14 protein-coding genes and 1 CRISPR repeat array are annotated in these 17,044 nt (G+C 68.1%); of the genes, 9 read left to right on the plus strand and 5 right to left on the minus strand.

Annotated elements, in window-relative coordinates; genetic code table 11:
• Positions 1-28: 28 nt before the first annotated feature.
• On the minus strand, positions 29-868 hold the full coding sequence (locus KY389_RS06220; protein ID WP_219829987.1) for a BrxR family transcriptional regulator: 840 nt from the start codon (positions 866-868) through the stop codon (positions 29-31).
• Between the two features lie 106 nt (positions 869-974).
• Here KY389_RS06220 and cas7g point away from each other — a divergent pair, with 106 nt between their 5' ends.
• From cas7g to KY389_RS06255, 7 genes are all read left to right on the plus strand, one after another.
• Complete coding sequence (gene cas7g, locus KY389_RS06225; protein WP_219829988.1) at positions 975-2,192, plus strand: type I-G CRISPR-associated RAMP protein Csb1/Cas7g; 1,218 nt, start codon at positions 975-977, stop codon at positions 2,190-2,192.
• Between the two features lie 3 nt (positions 2,193-2,195).
• Entirely contained in the window at positions 2,196-3,680 is a 1,485-nt protein-coding gene (csb2, locus tag KY389_RS06230; protein ID WP_219829989.1) for a type I-G CRISPR-associated protein Csb2, read from the plus strand.
• Positions 3,677-6,523 carry a type I-G CRISPR-associated helicase/endonuclease Cas3g gene (gene cas3g / locus KY389_RS06235; protein WP_219829990.1) on the plus strand — a complete coding sequence of 949 codons (2,847 nt, stop codon included), beginning with the start codon at positions 3,677-3,679 and terminating at the stop codon, positions 6,521-6,523. Before csb2 ends, cas3g begins: the two co-directional genes overlap by 4 nt.
• On the plus strand, positions 6,520-7,677 hold the full coding sequence (locus tag KY389_RS06240) for a type I-G CRISPR-associated protein, Cas3-extension family (RefSeq protein WP_219829991.1): 1,158 nt from the start codon (positions 6,520-6,522) through the stop codon (positions 7,675-7,677). The genes cas3g and KY389_RS06240 overlap by 4 nt, the downstream gene beginning before the upstream one ends.
• A gap of 78 nt (positions 7,678-7,755) precedes the next feature.
• On the plus strand, positions 7,756-8,232 hold the full coding sequence (gene cas1 / locus KY389_RS06245) for a CRISPR-associated endonuclease Cas1 (RefSeq protein ID WP_219829992.1): 477 nt from the start codon (positions 7,756-7,758) through the stop codon (positions 8,230-8,232).
• Between the two features lie 3 nt (positions 8,233-8,235).
• Positions 8,236-8,544, plus strand: coding sequence for a CRISPR-associated endonuclease Cas2 (gene cas2 / locus KY389_RS06250; RefSeq protein ID WP_219829993.1), 309 nt, complete (start codon positions 8,236-8,238; stop codon positions 8,542-8,544).
• 201 nt (positions 8,545-8,745) lie between these two features.
• Positions 8,746-9,152: direct repeats of the CRISPR family, unit length 37 nt; unit sequence GTCTTCCCGGGCCTCCCCGCCCGGGCCTCATTGAAGC.
• A gap of 80 nt (positions 9,153-9,232) precedes the next feature.
• Entirely contained in the window at positions 9,233-9,376 is a 144-nt protein-coding gene (locus KY389_RS06255; protein ID WP_219829994.1) for a hypothetical protein, read from the plus strand.
• Positions 9,377-9,389: 13 nt separating this feature from the next.
• Here KY389_RS06255 and KY389_RS06260 read toward each other — a convergent pair whose 3' ends face one another.
• The 4 genes from KY389_RS06260 to KY389_RS06275 are packed head-to-tail and all read right to left on the minus strand — an operon-like array spanning position 9,390 to position 15,237.
• Positions 9,390-10,055 carry an aminotransferase class IV family protein gene (locus KY389_RS06260; protein WP_343222911.1) on the minus strand — a complete coding sequence of 222 codons (666 nt, stop codon included), beginning with the start codon at positions 10,053-10,055 and terminating at the stop codon, positions 9,390-9,392.
• Positions 10,016-11,146, minus strand: coding sequence for an aminodeoxychorismate synthase component I (locus tag KY389_RS06265; protein WP_219829995.1), 1,131 nt, complete (start codon positions 11,144-11,146; stop codon positions 10,016-10,018). Before KY389_RS06265 ends, KY389_RS06260 begins: the two co-directional genes overlap by 40 nt.
• On the minus strand, positions 11,143-14,622 hold the full coding sequence (mfd, locus tag KY389_RS06270) for a transcription-repair coupling factor (RefSeq protein ID WP_219829996.1): 3,480 nt from the start codon (positions 14,620-14,622) through the stop codon (positions 11,143-11,145). The genes KY389_RS06265 and mfd overlap by 4 nt, the downstream gene beginning before the upstream one ends.
• A 42-nt stretch (positions 14,623-14,664) precedes the next feature.
• Positions 14,665-15,237: a hypothetical protein gene (locus tag KY389_RS06275; RefSeq protein ID WP_219829997.1), complete on the minus strand. Its 573-nt coding sequence runs from the start codon at positions 15,235-15,237 to the stop codon at positions 14,665-14,667.
• Between the two features lie 117 nt (positions 15,238-15,354).
• On the opposite strand from KY389_RS06275, the gene hemB reads away from it, so the two are divergent.
• Together hemB and KY389_RS06285 are read left to right on the plus strand one after the other, a co-directional pair.
• Positions 15,355-16,350 carry a porphobilinogen synthase gene (gene hemB, locus KY389_RS06280; RefSeq protein WP_219829998.1) on the plus strand — a complete coding sequence of 332 codons (996 nt, stop codon included), beginning with the start codon at positions 15,355-15,357 and terminating at the stop codon, positions 16,348-16,350.
• A gap of 70 nt (positions 16,351-16,420) precedes the next feature.
• Positions 16,421-17,035 (plus strand): lipid-binding SYLF domain-containing protein, encoded by a 615-nt coding sequence (locus KY389_RS06285; RefSeq protein WP_219829999.1) that lies wholly within the window; start codon positions 16,421-16,423, stop codon positions 17,033-17,035.
• The last annotated feature ends 9 nt before the right edge of the window (positions 17,036-17,044 follow it).

The following is a 17,044-nucleotide window of genomic DNA, read 5'->3' on the forward strand; positions in this document are numbered from 1 at the left end:
CAGACCTCTCGCAGCACCTGGAGGCATGTCATATCCGGGTGATCTCGGATTGCAGCACAATGTGCTGTTCGTGTGGGGGGCGGTGCTCGTGCCCGTCAAGCAGCCCGAGACGCCGCTTGACATAGAACGTGACGGCTGCGCGCACCGTCAGATCAAGCTTGCCCTCCGACATCTGGTAGTCCTGCGTGACGACCCGCCCCTGGTGCTCGGTCAGGCCGGGATGCGGGACGATCCGCAGCACGCACCATGTCTGCCAGTCGGTATCCACCTCGGCCGTGGCAAGCGCCGCGCCCCCAAGAAAAGGCTCCGACAGCCGCGAGAGCAGGAAGTCCTTGAAGCGCCCATCGCCGGCATCATGGGCCCGGGCGTGCCACCGGAAGCCGTCGAAGACCAGCGCGTGCGGCGAGATACGCCGGCGCAGCACCTCGGGCCGCTGAAACGACACGTAATTCGCCTCGAGCACCCGTTGATCCCGGATCGCCCGGAGAACAGAGCAGAGCACAGCCGCATCGACTGCGCGCACCAGCGCGCCGGCGACCTCGACCGGCGGCGGACTCGCCAGGATCCCGGTGGTTCGCTCGATGATCCCCTCGGCGATCAGGCGCAGCTCGGCCAGAAGCCCGCTCGCCCCAGTCGGCGGATTGGAGAACGCGTCCGTCGGCACATAGGCCCGGCGCGAGACGTCATAGACGATCCCCTTTCCGAGCTGTTCGCGAAGCTGCGCAATGTCGGCCGTGGCCTGGGCCGGGGAGAGACCAAAGCGCCGGACCAGATCCTCACGCTGAAGCGTCCCGTCCCAGAACAGCCGGTCGGCGGCAAAGGCAAGCCTCCGAGCCACGCTCCATCTGCCATGTTCCGGGTTGCGCATGCAGGAGCCGCCTCTAGCCTCGCATCGTCTTGCGACTTGACCGAATCGCAAGACACCGCTTTTCATCAAGATACCAGTTTTTAGTATGTCTTTTGAGGGGCACGCCATGCAACTCGACGAATTTCGGCAGATGGTCGCTCAGGCTGCTGCCCTGCGCCGGCGGCAGCGGCTGCAGCCGGCGGGGGGCCCGGGCGACAAGCTCTTCCCTCCGACCTATCCGGGCGAGAACGGCCCCACCCATGTGTTCGAGCGTCGCCGGATCGACGGCGCGGAACGGGTCTGCGTCCTGATCGACAGCGTGCAGTCGCAGGCGAACCGGCTTGAAGAGGCGCTTCTGGCCGCGGCCGAGGCCGGGCGCATCCGCCTGCCGCGGCTGACGGTCGATTTCCCGGGCGCAGGGCTCAATTCGGTTGGTCCGATCAGCGTGCTCGAGGCCCCGCACCGGATCTTCGATGCCATCCTGCGCGACAGCGAGCTTGCCGGCAAACGCTTCCGCGACAGCGATCTGGGGCTGCGCCTGCGGCAGGCCACACCCGCCGATGCCAGCGCGATCCTCGAGGCTTCACCCGCGGCGCTTGTCTTCGGTGCCTGGAACTCGACGGGCGAGGGCGGGGGGCTCGGCGCCAAATTCGCCCGCGTGATCGTGTCCGAAATCATCGGGGTGGATGTGCCGGTAGAAGAGACGGTGGACCGGCGCACAGGGGAAGTCAGGCTGCACAGCGCCGGGCGTCGCACGGGCAGCCGGATCGACCCGCTGGGCGTTCCGCGGTCCATCGAGATTTTCAAGAAGGAAGGTGATTGGGGCTTTGACCAGAAGGAACTCGGCAAGGCCGCAAAGAAGGTCCGCCCTTCGGAGATCAATCACGGCAACATTGCCCCCAGTATCGAGCCGCTCGGCGTCACTTGCGCCTATGCGCTGCAGACGCAGGTGCTGACCTTCGCGGGGCTGAGGCGGCTTCGCTTCGGCACGGACGAAGCCAGAAACCGCGCCGGCCGCACCTATCTCGCCGCGCTCGGGCTTGTGGCGATGCTTGAGGGCAACCGGCAGGGCATGGCGCTGCGGTCGCGCTGCGATCTCGTGTGCGAGGGCGGACTTGCGCCGCTTGAGCTTGTTGCCTTCGACGGCAGCACGCAGGAGGTGGCGATCGACCCCGATACCGCCCTGCGCCTCTATGAAGAGGCGTTCGACGCCGCACGGGCGGCAGGTTTCGCGCCGAACCCCGAGCCCGCGATCTTGAGGCCGACTGACAACCTTATGGAACTCGTGCGCCGGTCGCAGCAGAAGGCCCTGGCCGACGAAGGCGGCGAGGCGGACGAGGGCTGATCCATGCTCTGCCTCGAGATCGCCTGGCTCACGGGCACGGCCTTCCTCGCGCGCGACCCCTCCGACCCTGCGCCCGACTGGCCGCCTCAGCCCGACCGCATCTTCTCGGCCCTCGTGGCAAGCTGGGGGCTGGGCGGCGAGGATCAGGGCGAGCGCGCGGCGCTCGAATGGCTCGAGGCGCAGGAGCCGCCGCAGCTCCATCTGCCCGAGCCGCACCACGACCGCCAGACGGTCAAGGTCTATGTGCCGCCGAACGATCCAAAGGGGATCGCAGTCCTGCCATCGCACCGCAAACGGCAGGAGCGGACCTTCCCGGCCTGCGTCCTTGATCCCGCCGCGCCGGTTCATCTCTCGCTTGTCTGGCACACGGTGGTGCCAGCCGAACACTGGCCTGCGCTCGATGCTTTGGCGCAGCGGACGAGCTATATCGGCCATTCTTCGAGCCTGGTGCGGGTGCAGTTTCGCGCGGCCGATGCGCCCCCAGGAACCCTGGAGGCTGCACGGCGCGCCCCCTACCGCGGGAGGCTTGCCGAGCTAGAGGCGCTGCACAAGCGCCACATGGCCGGCGATGGGCGCGCCCGCCCGCGCCCGGCGACACGGCGAGGCACGCCGCCCGCGCCGCCGGCCAAACAGCACCCTTTCGCCGCTGATCCCGCGCAATGGGCTGCTTTTGAACATGCAGGCGGGGAGCGGCCTGATCTGCGCGCACAGGCCGGGCTGGCCGAGGCCATGCGACAGGCGCTGATGGAGGCCTGGACCCGGGCCAGTGGCGAGCCAGCCCCCTCCTGGGTTTCCGGGCACGAGGCCGACGGGGCGCCGGCGCGCGATCCGCACCTTGCCATCCTGCCCCTGGCCAATGTCGGCTGGGACCATTCCGATGGCCGGCTCATGGGGCTCGCGCTTGTGCCCCCGGCGCGCGAGGCAGCCGCCTGGGCTCAGCCCGGCCCCGAGGGTTTCCTCCGCCGGCAGGGCTTCCGCCGCGCGCTCGAGCGGCTCGGCGAGAGCGATGCCCAGGGCCGGCTCATCCTGACCCTTGCACCACGGGGCGGCGGGGCCTGGCAGTGGCGGCTGACCCCGGCCGTCTCGGGCCTCAGATCGCTGGACCCGGTGCGGTATCTGCGCAAGGCCGCCGTCTGGGCCACGGTCACGCCCGTTCTGCTCGACCGGCATCTCAAATCCGCCGAGCCGCCGGAGCGGAGCGCGGAGGCCGAAGCGATGATCCGCGCGGCCTGCGCGCGGGGGGGCCTGCCCGATCCCGTATCAGTGAGGCTCGGCAAACATCCCGCCGTTGCCGGCGCGCCCTCGGCGCGGCCCGCAGGCGGCAACCCGCGCTGGCTGAACTGGGCCCGGCGGCCAAGCTTCGGGCAGCGCGCCTTCGTGCATGTGAGGCTCGTCTTCGACGAACCGATCCCGGGCCCGATCCTCCTCGGCGCGGGGCGGTTTCATGGGCTTGGCCTGTTCCTGCCGATCCGAGGGGGGCGGGAATGACCCAGCTGCCGCCGCTTGATGCCGGGGATTTCGCCGAGGTCTTCGCCGCCATCCATGGCCATGCGCCCTATGCCTGGCAAAAGCGGCTCTTCGAGACAATTGTCGCTGCGGGCCGCTGGCCGCAGGCCATCGCCGCCCCGACCGGTGCGGGCAAGACCGCAGTGCTCGACATCGCGCTGTTTCATCTGGCCCTTGAGGCCGAGATACGGCCGCGGACGGCGCCGATGCGGATCGTTCTCGCGGTCGATCGGCGGATCATCGCCGATCAGGCCTATGAGCGCGCCTGCCGCATCCGCGCGGTGCTTGAGGCTGCGCGCGAGGGCGCGCCTGCCCGGATGGCGGCCCGGCTCAGCGCGTTTTCCGGCGAGAGGCCCCTGCATGTGGCCGAGCTGCGCGGCGGCATGCCGCTTGAGCGCGACTGGGCGCGCCGGCTTGACCAGCCGACCATCCTCTGCACCACGGTCGATCAGCTGGGTTCGCGGATTCTGTTCCGCGGCTATGGCGTGAGCGGGTCGATGGCGCCGGTCCACGCGGGGCTTCTCGGCTGCGATGCGCTCCTGATCCTGGACGAGGCGCATCTGTCCCGCGCGTTTGAGGAGACGCTGGCCGCCATCGCCGCCCGCCGGCAGGCGGAAGGCGCCCTCGGTCTGCCCTGGGGCTTTGCCGCGCTTACCGCCACACCGCGAATGACCGGCGCCGATGTGTTTCGCCTGACCGGGGAGGAGCGCGGCGAAGCACCGATCCGCCGCCGCCTTGCGGCGCAGAAGGTGGTGGACCTGCGCCAGGAGCCGGCCGCGGATGCCGAAGCCTTCGCCACCGCCGCCCGAGACCTGCGCGCACGCCTCGCCGAGCGGGGCAAAGCGGCGCCCGTCATCGCGGCCGTGGTCAACCGCGTCATGCTGGCGCGACAGATCTTCGAGATCCTGCGTCAGGATCCCGAGGCCGAGGCGATCCTGCTCACCGGCCGCGTGCGCCCGATCGAGCGCGATCAGCTGATTGCGCAGTGGCGCGCACGGCTTGAAGGCCGCGCAACGGGCGAGCGCCCGCTGTTTGTGGTCGCAACCCAGTGCATCGAGGCCGGTGCGGATTTCGACTTCGATGCGATGGTCAGCCAGATCGCCCCTCTCGACGCGCTGCGCCAGCGCTTCGGTCGGCTTGCGCGCAGCGGCAATCGGGGCGATGCACCGGCCCCGGGTATCATTCTTGCCAGTAAGTCAGAGACGGGGGCCAAGGCGCAGGATCCGATCTATGGCCGCGCTGCCGCCGAGACCTGGGCCTGGCTTGAGCGGGTTTCAACCAAGCAGGGCAATATCCAGACGGTGGACTTCGGGCCGGACGCGCTCGACGCGCTGATCACGGACAGCCCGCCTGGCAAGGCCTGCACGACGCCTGCGCCCGAGGCGCCGCCTTTGCGCGAGGCTGATCTTGCCGCCCTGGCCATGACCGCACCCCGGCCTTTCCCCGACCCGGACCCGGCCCCCTTCCTGCACGGCGCTTTCCGGGATGAGGCCGAGGTCAGCCTCGTCTGGCGCGCCGATCTTCATGCGCTGCTTGATCGCTTCCGCGCGCCCGAGACCCGTGACGAGGCGCGCGCGGGGCTCGCCGAACTCCTCGCGCTTCTCCCGCCCCGCCCGGCCGAGGCCTTGCGCCTGCCGCTCTGGACAGCGCGGCGGTGGCTCACGCGGGCAGGCACAGAGGATGCGCTGGCCGATATCCCGATGGGCGCCGGCGACGAGACTGGCGAGGCACGGCAACCGTCGGCGGAGCCCGTTCTGCGCTGGCAGGGGCGCGAGCAGTTGGACCTTGTTTCGCCCACAGAACTGCAATCCGGTGACGTGGTGATCCTGCCCGCCGCGCGCGGCGGCTGCGACGCGTTCGGCTGGGCGCCCGGCAGCGAGGCGCCAGCTGATGATATCGCCGAGGATGCCGCCGCGCCTTATGCGGGACAACGCGCGGCGCTCAGGCTGCATCCCGCCGTCTGGCTTGAAGACGCCGCCCCTTGGCGCGACATTGCGGAGCGCCTCGAAGCGGGAGCCTCGGCAGGCGAGATCGCCCGCGCAACGGGGCTTGCCGATTGGGCGGGAGCCTCAGCGCTGACGCTGGCCTGGCCCTATGGCGGGGATCCGGCGCTGGGCGCTGTTCTCGTGGCGTCGAAGGGGCTTTCCGGCCGGGCGGCAACTGAGGCCGCCATACCTTCAACCGAAGAGGATGAGGGGTTGGTGGGCCCCGAACCCGTGCTGCTTGCAGATCATGCCCGCGCCGTTGCAAGGCTGGCGCGCGCCCAGGCTCAGACACTCGGTCTTGACGCTGCACTGGCCGAGACCCTTGATAGGGCCGGGCTCTGGCATGACGACGGCAAGGCCGACCCACGCTTCCAGCTCTGGCTCAAGTCGAACGACGGCCTGCCCGAGGACGGCCCGCCCATCGCCAAGACAAGTGCCCGGGCGAGCCCTGCCCGGCAGCGCACCCTGCGCGGGGCCGCGACGCTGCCCGAGCGCTGGCGGCACGAGGTGGCCTCGGTCCGAATTGCTGCCGCGCGTCTGGCTGAGGAGAAGGCCGAACTGGACCCCGATCTCCTGCTCTGGCTGATTGGCACCCACCACGGCCACGGGCGGCCGTTCTTTGCCCATGACGACGATTGGGACGCCTATGCGATGAGGCTGCTTGACATTGCGCTCCCCCCAGCCCCGGGCCCCGACAAGCTCGATTTCGACTGGCAGGGGCGCGACTGGGCGGGGCTTATGGCCGTGCTTCAAGAGCGCTACGGGCCCTGGGGCCTTGCCTTTCTCGAGGCCTGCCTCAGGCTTGCCGATCACCGCGCCTCTGCCGGGGAGGGAGCATGATGGCCCGCAAGGCAAGACAGGCCCCGTCACCCGGCTGGCAGCCCGACGTGACCGCCCCGGGCGAACGCCACCGGCTTGGCGGGCTCGAGCCCGACAACCTGCTCGCCGTCATGGCGCTCCTGGGACTGTTGCGGGCGCTTGAGACCGCCCGCCCCGATTGGCAGCCGCGCGCCTTCTGGGATGTCGAGACCCATCCCTGGCGCCCCGTCCTGACACTCGCCGTGCCGCAGACCGAGGCCGCCGTGGCCGAGGCGGCAGCTGAAGGGGTGCGGGCGGTCCTGGGTCCGGTTTCCGAGCTTTGCGCGATTGCCGCACAACAGGAGCAAGTCAACACCAGAACAAGGATCGAGGAAGTCGAAATAGAAATCGAGGCAGCCCAAAGGGAGGGGAAACAAATCAGCAAGCTCAACGAAGAATTGAAAAAACTCAAAGAACGCGAACAGGGTCCAAGGTTGCCCGAAAAGATCGTCCGGATAGCCTCATCCCCCGAAGAGCTTCGCAACTTTCTCGGCTCACAAGACCGCGAGCGGGAGGCCTGGATTTCCTGCCTGTCGGGCTGGGCATGGGGCCGAAACGGCGAGCCCGAAGCTCGGAATTCCCCCCTGAAATTGACAAGCGGCCAGCAGTCCTTTGCCGGCCTCTTCGTGACTCTGGCAAAGGCCTGCACGCACGACGAAATCGCCAAGTCACTCTATCGTCCTTGGGGTTACATGCATCGCGGCGACAGTTTCCGCCTCGACGTTGCTGAGGCACGCCGGTATGCCTACTTGAAAGGCGATCCGACGAACGCGGCGCTTTGGAAAATCAAAGGGCAAACCGGCACCGGTGTCGCCCCGAGCGAGCAGGGCGCGAACATCCTTGCCGCCGCGGCATTCAGATCGTTCCCCGTCATCTTCCTGCGAAAGGGCGTGGCAATCCCGGGAATGAAACAGAAGACGCATAACCTACTCCGTGTTCCAATTTGGACTGCAACGGGTGGTCGCGGCGCAACTCTCTCCGGGATCGAAGCCTTACTGCGCCTTGCTGGCCGCAGCGACCGGCCGCCCCCACACCCGGGTGTGGGGGGCTGGCAGCAGTTTCGCATCATCGAGGTCGGCGATTATAAATCCATTGCACGGGCTGGCTATATCGCCGCCACCCCGCCCACGCCATGACAGACCGGCAGCCCGAGCTGCCGCTCTTCGCCCCCCCGGCGGCGGCCGACGATGTGCTGGTGCCTGCCCGGATGGTCAATGAATGGATCTATTGCCCGCGCCTCGCGGTGCTCGAATGGGGCCACGGGCGCGCGCGTCGCGAAGAAAGACCTTACGCTGGTCATCTCGGTCGAAGGCGAAGATGACCGCGCCGTGCCACTAGAAGAAATCTCCGAATTCGTGCTCGCCGGCCCGGTTGCGCTGACCACCCCCGCCGTGCACGAGCTCCTGCGCCGCGAGGTGCCGATCGCCTGGATGTCCTCGGGTTTCCGGTTCCTGGGCTCGACCGGTCCGCATGGGCCGCGCTCGGCCGTCAGCCGCACCGCCCAATACGTCGCAGCTGTCGATCCTCTTCGCCGGCTCGCCTTTGCGCGCGAGCTTGTCGCCGCCAAGATCCGCAACCAGCGCACCATGCTGCGCCGCAACTGGCGCAGGCTGATCCATGTGCAGGCGCGGCTTCTTGCGCGCTTCCTGCTGGGTGAAATCCCCGCCTATCCGCACTATATCCCAAGGTGAGCCATGCCGCCCCGGCCATCCAATGCCGAACATGCCTATGTGGTGGTCTATGACATTTCCGACCCCAAACGCTGGCGGCGGGTCTTCAAGCTGATGCAGGGCTATGGGCGCTGGCTTCAGCTGTCGGTGTTCCACTGCCGCCTTGGCGGCAAGCGCAGGATCGAGATGGCCGCAGCGATTGAAGGCATCATTGATGCCACGGCTGACCATGTCGTGATCCTCGATCTCGGCCCGGCCGAAGAGGTGGCGCTTCATGTCGAGAGCCTCGGCAAGACCTTTACACCGATCGAGCGGCGTGCGATTGTCATCTAGTGCCGGTGGCTGGCGAGCGCTGTTATTCAAACAAAAGCGCCAGCACTGCTCGCAGGCGGACAAACATATGGAATCCCGTGTTCTTTTTGAATATTCGGTGCTTTGCATACCGATCCTGGCCCGCCCTGACCGGACTGTGCCGCAGACCCCTCGCAACTTGGTGAGCAAGCCTTTGACGGAAGTCGCCAAAAGCGAGGGGGCGTCTTCCCGGGCCTCCCCGCCCGGGCCTCATTGAAGCTACGCCACCCACCGCGCGGACCGTCCCATCTCCTGCGGTCTTCCCGGGCCTCCCCGCCCGGGCCTCATTGAAGCTTGTCAGCGCCAGTCGCCGCAGCAACCGCCGCCGGTGTCTTCCCGGGCCTCCCCGCCCGGGCCTCATTGAAGCCGCGCCGCCCGATGGGCGTGGATACCGGTCGCGCCATGGTCTTCCCGGGCCTCCCCGCCCGGGCCTCATTGAAGCACGAGATGAAGGCGCATTTGCGCGTTTCGCACGACGACGTCTTCCCGGGCCTCCCCGCCCGGGCCTCATTGAAGCTACCTGCGCGGCCTGCCGCCTCTGCGCCCGACACATGTCTTCCCGGGCCTCCCCGCCCGGGCCTCATTGAAGCTCGGCGTTGCCCGCGCCATCCTCGATCTGATCGCCGCACGCGGCGGGCGCGGACACATCCCCACGCAGCGCGGCAGAAAGGTGCGGCGCCCGGTCGATCCCGACCTCTTCCGCGAGCGCAACCGGATCGAGCGTTTCTTCACCAAGCTCAAGCACTTCCGAGGCATCGCCACACGCTGCGAGACATCCGCCTGCAACAACCTGGCCACCGTCCTCATCGCCTGAGTCCGGCTATGGCTCAGGCAAATGTGTCCACGCCCCAGGGGCTGATCGTCAGCCGCGCCGGGATCAATCCGCGCAAGGCATTGCCCATGAAAAGCCCCCCGCCCCGCAGGTCGTCCAGCGTCAGCGCGTGTTCTTGTGCGCGCCCGGCCGCCATCAGGCTGGCGCGCAGGACGCCGGGCAAGAGACCGGCCGACAAGGGCGGGGTCAGCAGCACCCCGCCCCGGTCCAGAAACAGGCTGGTGATCGTGCCTTCGCAGGGCTGGCCTGCCTGGTTCAGCAGGATCGCCTCGTCGCTGTCCGGCGGCAGGGCGGCCCGGGCCGCATCGTAAATCGGGCGATGCGTGGACTTGATGCCCAGCCAGGGATCGCCCGCATCCAGCCGTTGCCTTGCGATCACGACACGCCATAGGGCAGGGTTCGGCGGCAGCGGCGCATGGGTCAGCGACAGCGCGCCCACCTGATCGACGGCCAGCCGCGCCCGCAGCACCTGCCCGCGCGGCAGTCGCGCCAGCAGCGCCAGGGCCCTTGCCTCGTCCAGCGGAAAGCCCAGGGCGGCGCAACCGCGTCTGAGCCGGGCCAGGTGCAAGGGCCACAGAGCGATGCGCCCATCGGCTTCGGCGCGCATCGTCTCGAAGACGGTCAGTCCATCGGGAAATGGCCCAGGAATGCGGACTTGCACAGAGCCTCCTTCCATTCCGAACCGGCCTCGCTGTCATGGACGATGCCGCCGCCGACGTTCAGGCGCAAGCGGTCCGGGGCGCTGAGCCAGGGCGAGCGGATCGCCACATTGAAGCGCATCGGTCCCGCCGGATCGACCCAGCCCACCGCCCCGCAATAGACCTCGCGCGCGGCGCCCTCGAGTTCGGCGATGATCTCCATCGCGCGGATCTTGGGCGCCCCGGTGATCGAGCCGCAAGGAAACAGCGCGCCCAGGATCTGCACCAGACCCACGCGCGGCAACAGCCGCCCCTCGACGGTCGAGACCATCTGATGAACCGTCGCATAGGTCTCGATGGTGAACAGGTCCGGCACGCGCACGCTGCCCGGATGGCAGATGCGGCTGATGTCGTTGCGCAGAAGATCGACGATCATCAGGTTCTCGGCGCGGTTCTTGTCGGACAGGCGCAGGCCCTCGGCGCTGGCATGGTCGCTGGCCCGATCCTCGCCGCGCCGAGCGGTGCCCTTCATTGGCCGCGTCCGGATCATGCCCGCGTGATCGACGGAAAAGAACAATTCGGGCGAGCGCGACAGCACGACCGGCCCGCCCAGATCGACAAAGGCCCCCTCGGCCACCGGCTGACGCGCGACCAGCGCCGCATAGACGGCCAGCGGATCGCCGCTGACCTCGGCCTCGACCGGGAAGGTCAGGTTGATCTGGTAGCTATCGCCCGCCTCGATATAGCCATGAACCGCCGCCAGTGCCCGGTCATAGCGCGCCCTGTCCCAGAGCGGTCTGGGCACACCGATCCGGACGCCATCCGGCGCAGGCAAGGGCGGCGCGGGCCGGGGCGCGTCGAAGACCCCCATCAGGATCAGCGGCATCCGCCTTTCGGCAGGCATCAGATGGAAGAGACGCGGCGTCAGCGCATGGCCCAATTCATAGGACAGATAGCCCGCCAGCCAGCGTCCGCGCGCCTGCGCTTTCTGCATCGCGGCCAGGGCGGGGCCCACCCCTTCGGGCGTATCGGCGCGGATCACCGTTTCGGGGGAGGCAAACAGCGTGCCATCCCCCAGCGGGCCGGTGTCGAAGCGGATCTGGCCGGCGCTCATCCCCCGGCCTTTCCGGCAGCGCGGCCTTCGCGGACCTTGGCGGCCAGGTCGCGGGCCACGGCAAAAGCGCCCTTGATCCGGTCGGCATCGGTGACAAAGTCGCGTTTCAGCACAACCTTGTTGTCGATGACCCTGGCATTGCCGCGTTCGTCGGACAGGTATTCGACCAGCCCTGCCGGGTTCGGGAACTTGTCCATGTGGAACTGCACCGTGACCCCCTTGGGGCCGACATCCAGTTTCGAGATATTCGCGCGTTTGGCCATCGCCTTGATGCGGATGACCAGAAGCAGCGTGTTCACCTCGCGCGGCAGCGGGCCGAAGCGGTCGATCAGCTCGGCCGCGAAGCCCTCCAGCTCGACCTTGGTCGTCAGCTCGGCCAGGCGGCGGTAAAGGCCAAGCCGCACGTCCAGATCCGGGATGTAGCTTTCCGGAATCGTGACGGGCACGCCCAGGTTCAGCTGCGGCGCCCATTCATCCTCGGGCGTGCCCTCGATCTCGCCCGACTTGAGCTTGGCGATCGTCTCCTCCAGCATCTGCTGATAAAGTTCGAAGCCGACCTCCTTGATATGGCCGGACTGCTCTTCGCCCAGAAGGTTGCCCGCGCCCCGCAGGTCCAGATCCTGGGATGCCAGGTTGAAGCCCGCCCCCAGCCCGTCGATCGAGCCCAGGAACTTCAGCCTCCGCATCGCCTGCGGGGTCACTGGCACGCGCGGCTTGGTGGTCAGATAGCAATAGGCCCGGGCCTTCGAGCGCCCCACCCTGCCCCGGATCTGGTAAAGCTGCGCCAGGCCGAACATGTCCGCGCGCCAGACGATCATCGTGTTGGCGGTCGGAATATCGAGACCCGATTCGACGATCGTCGTCGCCAGCAGCACGTCATGGCTGCCGTCGTAGAAGGCATTCATCCGCGCGTCCAGATCCCCCGCCGCAAGCTGGCCATGCGCCACGATATAATTCAGCTCGGGCATGTTTTCCTGAAGCCAATGCTCGACATCCGGCAGATCCGTCAGGCGCGGGACGACGAAGAAGGACTGCCCGCCGCGATATTTCTCGCGCAGAAGCGCCTCGCGGATGGTGACGCTGTCGAATTCGCTGACATAAGTGCGGATCGCCAGACGGTCCACGGGCGGCGTGCCGATGATCGAGAGGTCGCGCACGCCCGTCAGGGACAACTGCAACGTGCGCGGAATGGGCGTCGCGGTCAGTGTCAGCACGTGAATGTCCGAGCGCAGTTCCTTCAGACGCTCCTTGTGGGCGACGCCGAAATGCTGTTCCTCGTCGATGATCAGCAGCCCGAGATTTCTGAACCGCACGCCCTTGGCCAGAACCGCATGGGTGCCGACCACGATATCCACGCTGCCATCCGCAAGGCCCGCGCGGGTCGCTGCCGCATCCTTGGCCGAAACGAAGCGCGAGAGGGGGCGGACATTGATCGCGGTGCCCCGGAAACGCTCGGAAAAGGTCTTGAAGTGCTGGCGCGCCAGCAGGGTCGTGGGTGCGACCACGGCGACCTGCATCCCCTGACTGGCGGCGATGAAGGCCGCGCGCATCGCCACCTCGGTCTTGCCGAAACCGACATCGCCCACGATCAGCCGGTCCATGGGGCGACCCGCGGCGAGATCCTCGATAACGTCCTCGATGGCCGACATCTGGTCGTCTGTCTCGTTATAGGGAAAGCGGGCGGCGAATTGCTGCCATTCGTGGTGGTCTGGTTCCAGGACCGGGGCAGGCCGCAGCATCCGTTCGGCCGCCACCCGCATCAGCTTGTCCGCGATCAGCTTGATGCGTTCCTTCAACCGCGCCTTGCGGGCCTGCCATGCCCCGCCGCCCAGCCGGTCCAGCAGCCCTTCCTCGTGGCCGTAGCGGGACAGAAGCTCGATATTCTCGACCGGCACGAACAGCCGGTCGCCTCCGGCATATTCCAGCGCCACGCAGTCGTGCGGCACCTTTATCGCCATGATCGTCTCGATCCCCATGTAGCGACCGATGCCATGTTCGACATGGACGACCAGATCGCCAGGGCTGAGCGTGGTCGTATCCTTGAGGAAATTTTCGGCCTTGCGCCGCTTTTTCGCGCCCCGGATCAGGCGGTCGCCCAGCACGTCCTGTTCCGAGATGACGGCGATCCGGCCAAGGGCCGCACCATCGGCCACAAACCCCTCGTCCAGGGGCCAGACCGCCAGGCCGATGGCGCCGGGCCGATCGGGCAGGTCGCGCAGATCGGCGATGGCAGTCGCGCCCGTAAGCCCCTCGTCGGCCAGAAGCCCCGAGAGGCGTTCGCGTGCCCCGTCCGAAAAACTGGCGATGACCACCCGATGGTCACGAGCCAGGCTGCGGACGTGATCGGCCAGGGCCGAGAACAGGTTGATCTGTTCGGCCTGCCGCTCGGGCGCGAAGTTGCGGCCCACGCGCCCCCCCGCATCCAGAACGCCCGGCCCCGGAGGATGTCTGAGCACCGAAAGCCGCAGCACCCGATGCGCGTCCAGCCAGCCTTGCCATTCCATGGGCGTCGGGAACATCGCGTCGGGGGGAACGGGTTTGTAGACGCTGTCGGCGCGGCCCTTGGCGGCCATCGCAGCGCGGCGCGCCTTGAATTGCTCGTCGATCATGCGGCGGCGCGCCTCGACCACTTGCGCCAGATGATCATCCAGCATCAGGGATGCGCCGGGTAGATAGTCGAACAGGCTCTCCATCCGCTCGTGGAACCAGGGCAGCCAATGCTCGGCCCCGGCCGTCTTTCGGCCCGCGCTGACGCTTTCGTAAAGCGGGTCGTTCTGGCCACCGCCATATTCGGCCCGGTAGTTCTGGCGGAACCGCGTGATTGCGGGCTCGTCAAGGATCACCTCGGACATGGGCGCCAGTTCGACGCGGGAAAGCGTCTCGGTGCTGCGCTGCGTCTCGGGGTCGAAGCGGCGCGCACCGTCCAGAACGTCGCCCCACAGATCCAGCCGCACCGGACCCGCGCCGCCCGGGGGAAAGATGTCGATGATCCCGCCCCTGATCGCGTAATCGCCCGGCTCGGTCACGGTGGGGCTTTGCTGATAGCCCATCCGCACAAGGAAGTCGCGCAAGGCGGCTTCGTCCACGCGGCTGCCCACGCTGGCCGAAAAGGCGGCGGCGCGGACCAGATCGCGGGGCGGCACACGCTGCATCACCGCGCTGAGCGTCGTCAGCAGCACGAAGGGGCCCTTGATCCGCCCCTGTGCCAGAGCCGCCAGAAGACCCATCCGCGCCGCCTGGATCTCTGGCTGGGGCGAAACGCGGTCATAGGGCGTCGTATCCCAGGCGGGGAAGTCCAGCACCGGCAGGTCGGGCGCCAGAAAGGCCAGGGCCGCGCGCATCGCGGCCATGCGGCGGTCGTCGCGGGCGATGTGGATGACGGGCGCGCCGCCGTTTTCGGGGCGGGTGGCCTCGCGGGCCAGAAGCGCCGCGTCATAGCCCTCGGGGGCGCCGGACAGGATGATCTGCTGGGTCATGGGCGCTGACCTAAGGGGCGGGTTGGCGGTGTCAAGGCATCCTCAGAAACCGAAGGGCCGGATCAGCATCCACATCATGCCCCAAAACAGCGTGACAAGCACCGAGGCGACCGACAGCGCCAGGTGCAGGATCCGGTGGCGGACCATATGCCGCACCGTTGCCGCCAGCGCATCCGGCAGCGGCATGACGCCCTGCTGCGCCTCTGCGAGGATCGGCGCCAGGTGTTGCGCCAGACGCACGCGCAGCCAGAACAGAAGCCAGAACGGCACGCCCATCAAGGTCAGCGCCTGCGCCAGTTCCAGCCCGAAGCCGAAGCCCAGCACCGCCAGCGAGGTCAGCCCGAAACTGGTCACGCCCAGAAACACCGCGCCTTCGCGCGGGCCAAGCCGCCAGCGCGGCAGGGTCAGAGACAGCCAGTCCATCAGCGCAATCGCCTCGGGGGCCTCGGCCGTGTCGCGGCGCAGCGCGGCGCGTGCGCGCGCCAGAACCTCGACCGGGACGCCCAGCACATTGCGCCCGGCTGCCGACCACAGGCCGATCAGCGCCAGCCAGAACCAGATCGTGCTGAAGGACCGGCTGGCGAGCACTCCGATCAGATTGTCGAATGGCGGCAAGAGGCTGTTCCTTGTCCTTGGACGACCGCGACCTTAGAACGGGTTTCGGCCGAGGAAAAGCGCCCTGCCGCACCTGCGCGCCGTGTCCGAAAGCCGCCCCAGCAGCAAGGAAGTCCCATGGCCAACCCGATCATCGCCCCCTTCCCCGCCACGCGCCTGCGCCGGCTGCGCCGCACCCCCAATATCCGCGCCATGGTGGCGGAAACGAACCTGACCCCCTCCAACCTCATCTGGCCGATCTTCGTGACCGAGGTGGCGGGCGCCGAGGGCGAGATCGCCTCGATGCCGGGGGTCGAGCGGCTGACGCTGGACGGTGCGCGCCGCGCGGCGGAACGGGCGGCGCGGCTGAACATTCCCGCCATCTGCATCTTTCCCCATTCCGACCAGGCGCGCAGGACCGAGGGCTGCGAACGTGCCTGGGATCCCGACAATATCGGCAACCGCGCCATCCGCGCCGTCAAGGAGGTCGCGCCCGATCTGGTCGTGATGACCGACATTGCGCTGGATCCCTACAACGCCAACGGCCATGACGGGCTGGTCGTCGATGGCGAGATCCTGAACGACGAAACGGTCGAGGCGCTGGTCCGCATGGCGCTGGTCCAGGCCGAATGCGGCGCCGACGTGCTGGGGCCTTCCGACATGATGGACGGCCGCATCGGCGCCCTGCGCCGCGCGCTTGAACAAGCGGGCCACAAGCATGTCTCGATCCTGTCCTATGCGGCGAAATTCGCCAGCGCCTTCTACGGTCCGTTCCGTGATGCGGTCGGCGCATCGGGGCGGCTGGTGGGCGACAAGAAGACCTATCAGATCAACCCGGCGAACCGGGGCGAGGCGATCCGCTGCGTCGCCCGCGATCTGGCCGAGGGCGCCGACATGGTCATGGTCAAGCCGGGGATGCCCTATCTGGACATCTGCCGCGCGGTCAAGGACGAGTTCGGCGCCCCCACCTTCGCCTATCAGGTCAGCGGCGAATACGCGATGCTGGAAACCGCGATCCGCAACGGCTGGCTCTCGCGCGAGGCGATGCTGGAAAGCCTTCTGGGCTTCCGCCGGGCGGGCTGCGACGGGGTGCTGAGCTATTTCGCGCCCATAATCGCCGAGATGCTGGCGTGATCCCTCGGCAATCGTTATTCTTGCGCGCCAAGGGGGCCGGTCAGAGCCTCCGCAACCAGAGAGGCGACAGATGAGCCATTCCCCCACCCTGACCCGCCGGGGCCTTCTGGCCGGTGGCGGCGCGGCGCTGATGCTGGTGGGCTGCACCAATGCGGTCGGCAGCAACGCGGCGGCGCAGTTGGATGCGCGGGTCGATCAGACGCACCAGTTCCTGATCTCGAACTATCCGGCCGCCGCGCCCCTGGTTCAGCAGGCGCGCGGCGTGCTCTACATGCCGCTGATGACCGAGGCCGCGCTTGGCCTTGGCGGCGCCTACGGTCAGGGCGCGCTGCGCATCAACGGTCAGACGGTCGATTACTATTCCGCCACGCGGGCGACGGTGGGCCTTCAGGCGGGGGCGCAGCAATATGCGCATGTGCTGATCTTTCAGACCGACGAAGCGCTGGCCGCCTTTCGCGGCGCGCCGGGCTGGGTGGCGGGCGCAGGCGCCTTCTACGCAATCCCCGCAGGCGGCATGGCGGTCGGCGCGGACACGTTCAGCGCGCAGTTCCCGGTTGTGGCGATGATCTTCGGCCAGGCCGGGCTGATGGCCGGTGCCGCGATCGAGGGCACGAAATACAACCGAGTCATCCCCTCGACCCTGGCCAATATCCGCTTTGGCGGAACGGGGCTGCCGCCGGGCTGAGCGGCCTTG

Origin of the sequence: Paracoccus bogoriensis, from assembly GCF_019431455.1 — a bacterium.
In the GTDB taxonomy this organism is placed as follows: Bacteria; Pseudomonadota; Alphaproteobacteria; order Rhodobacterales; family Rhodobacteraceae; genus Paracoccus; species Paracoccus bogoriensis.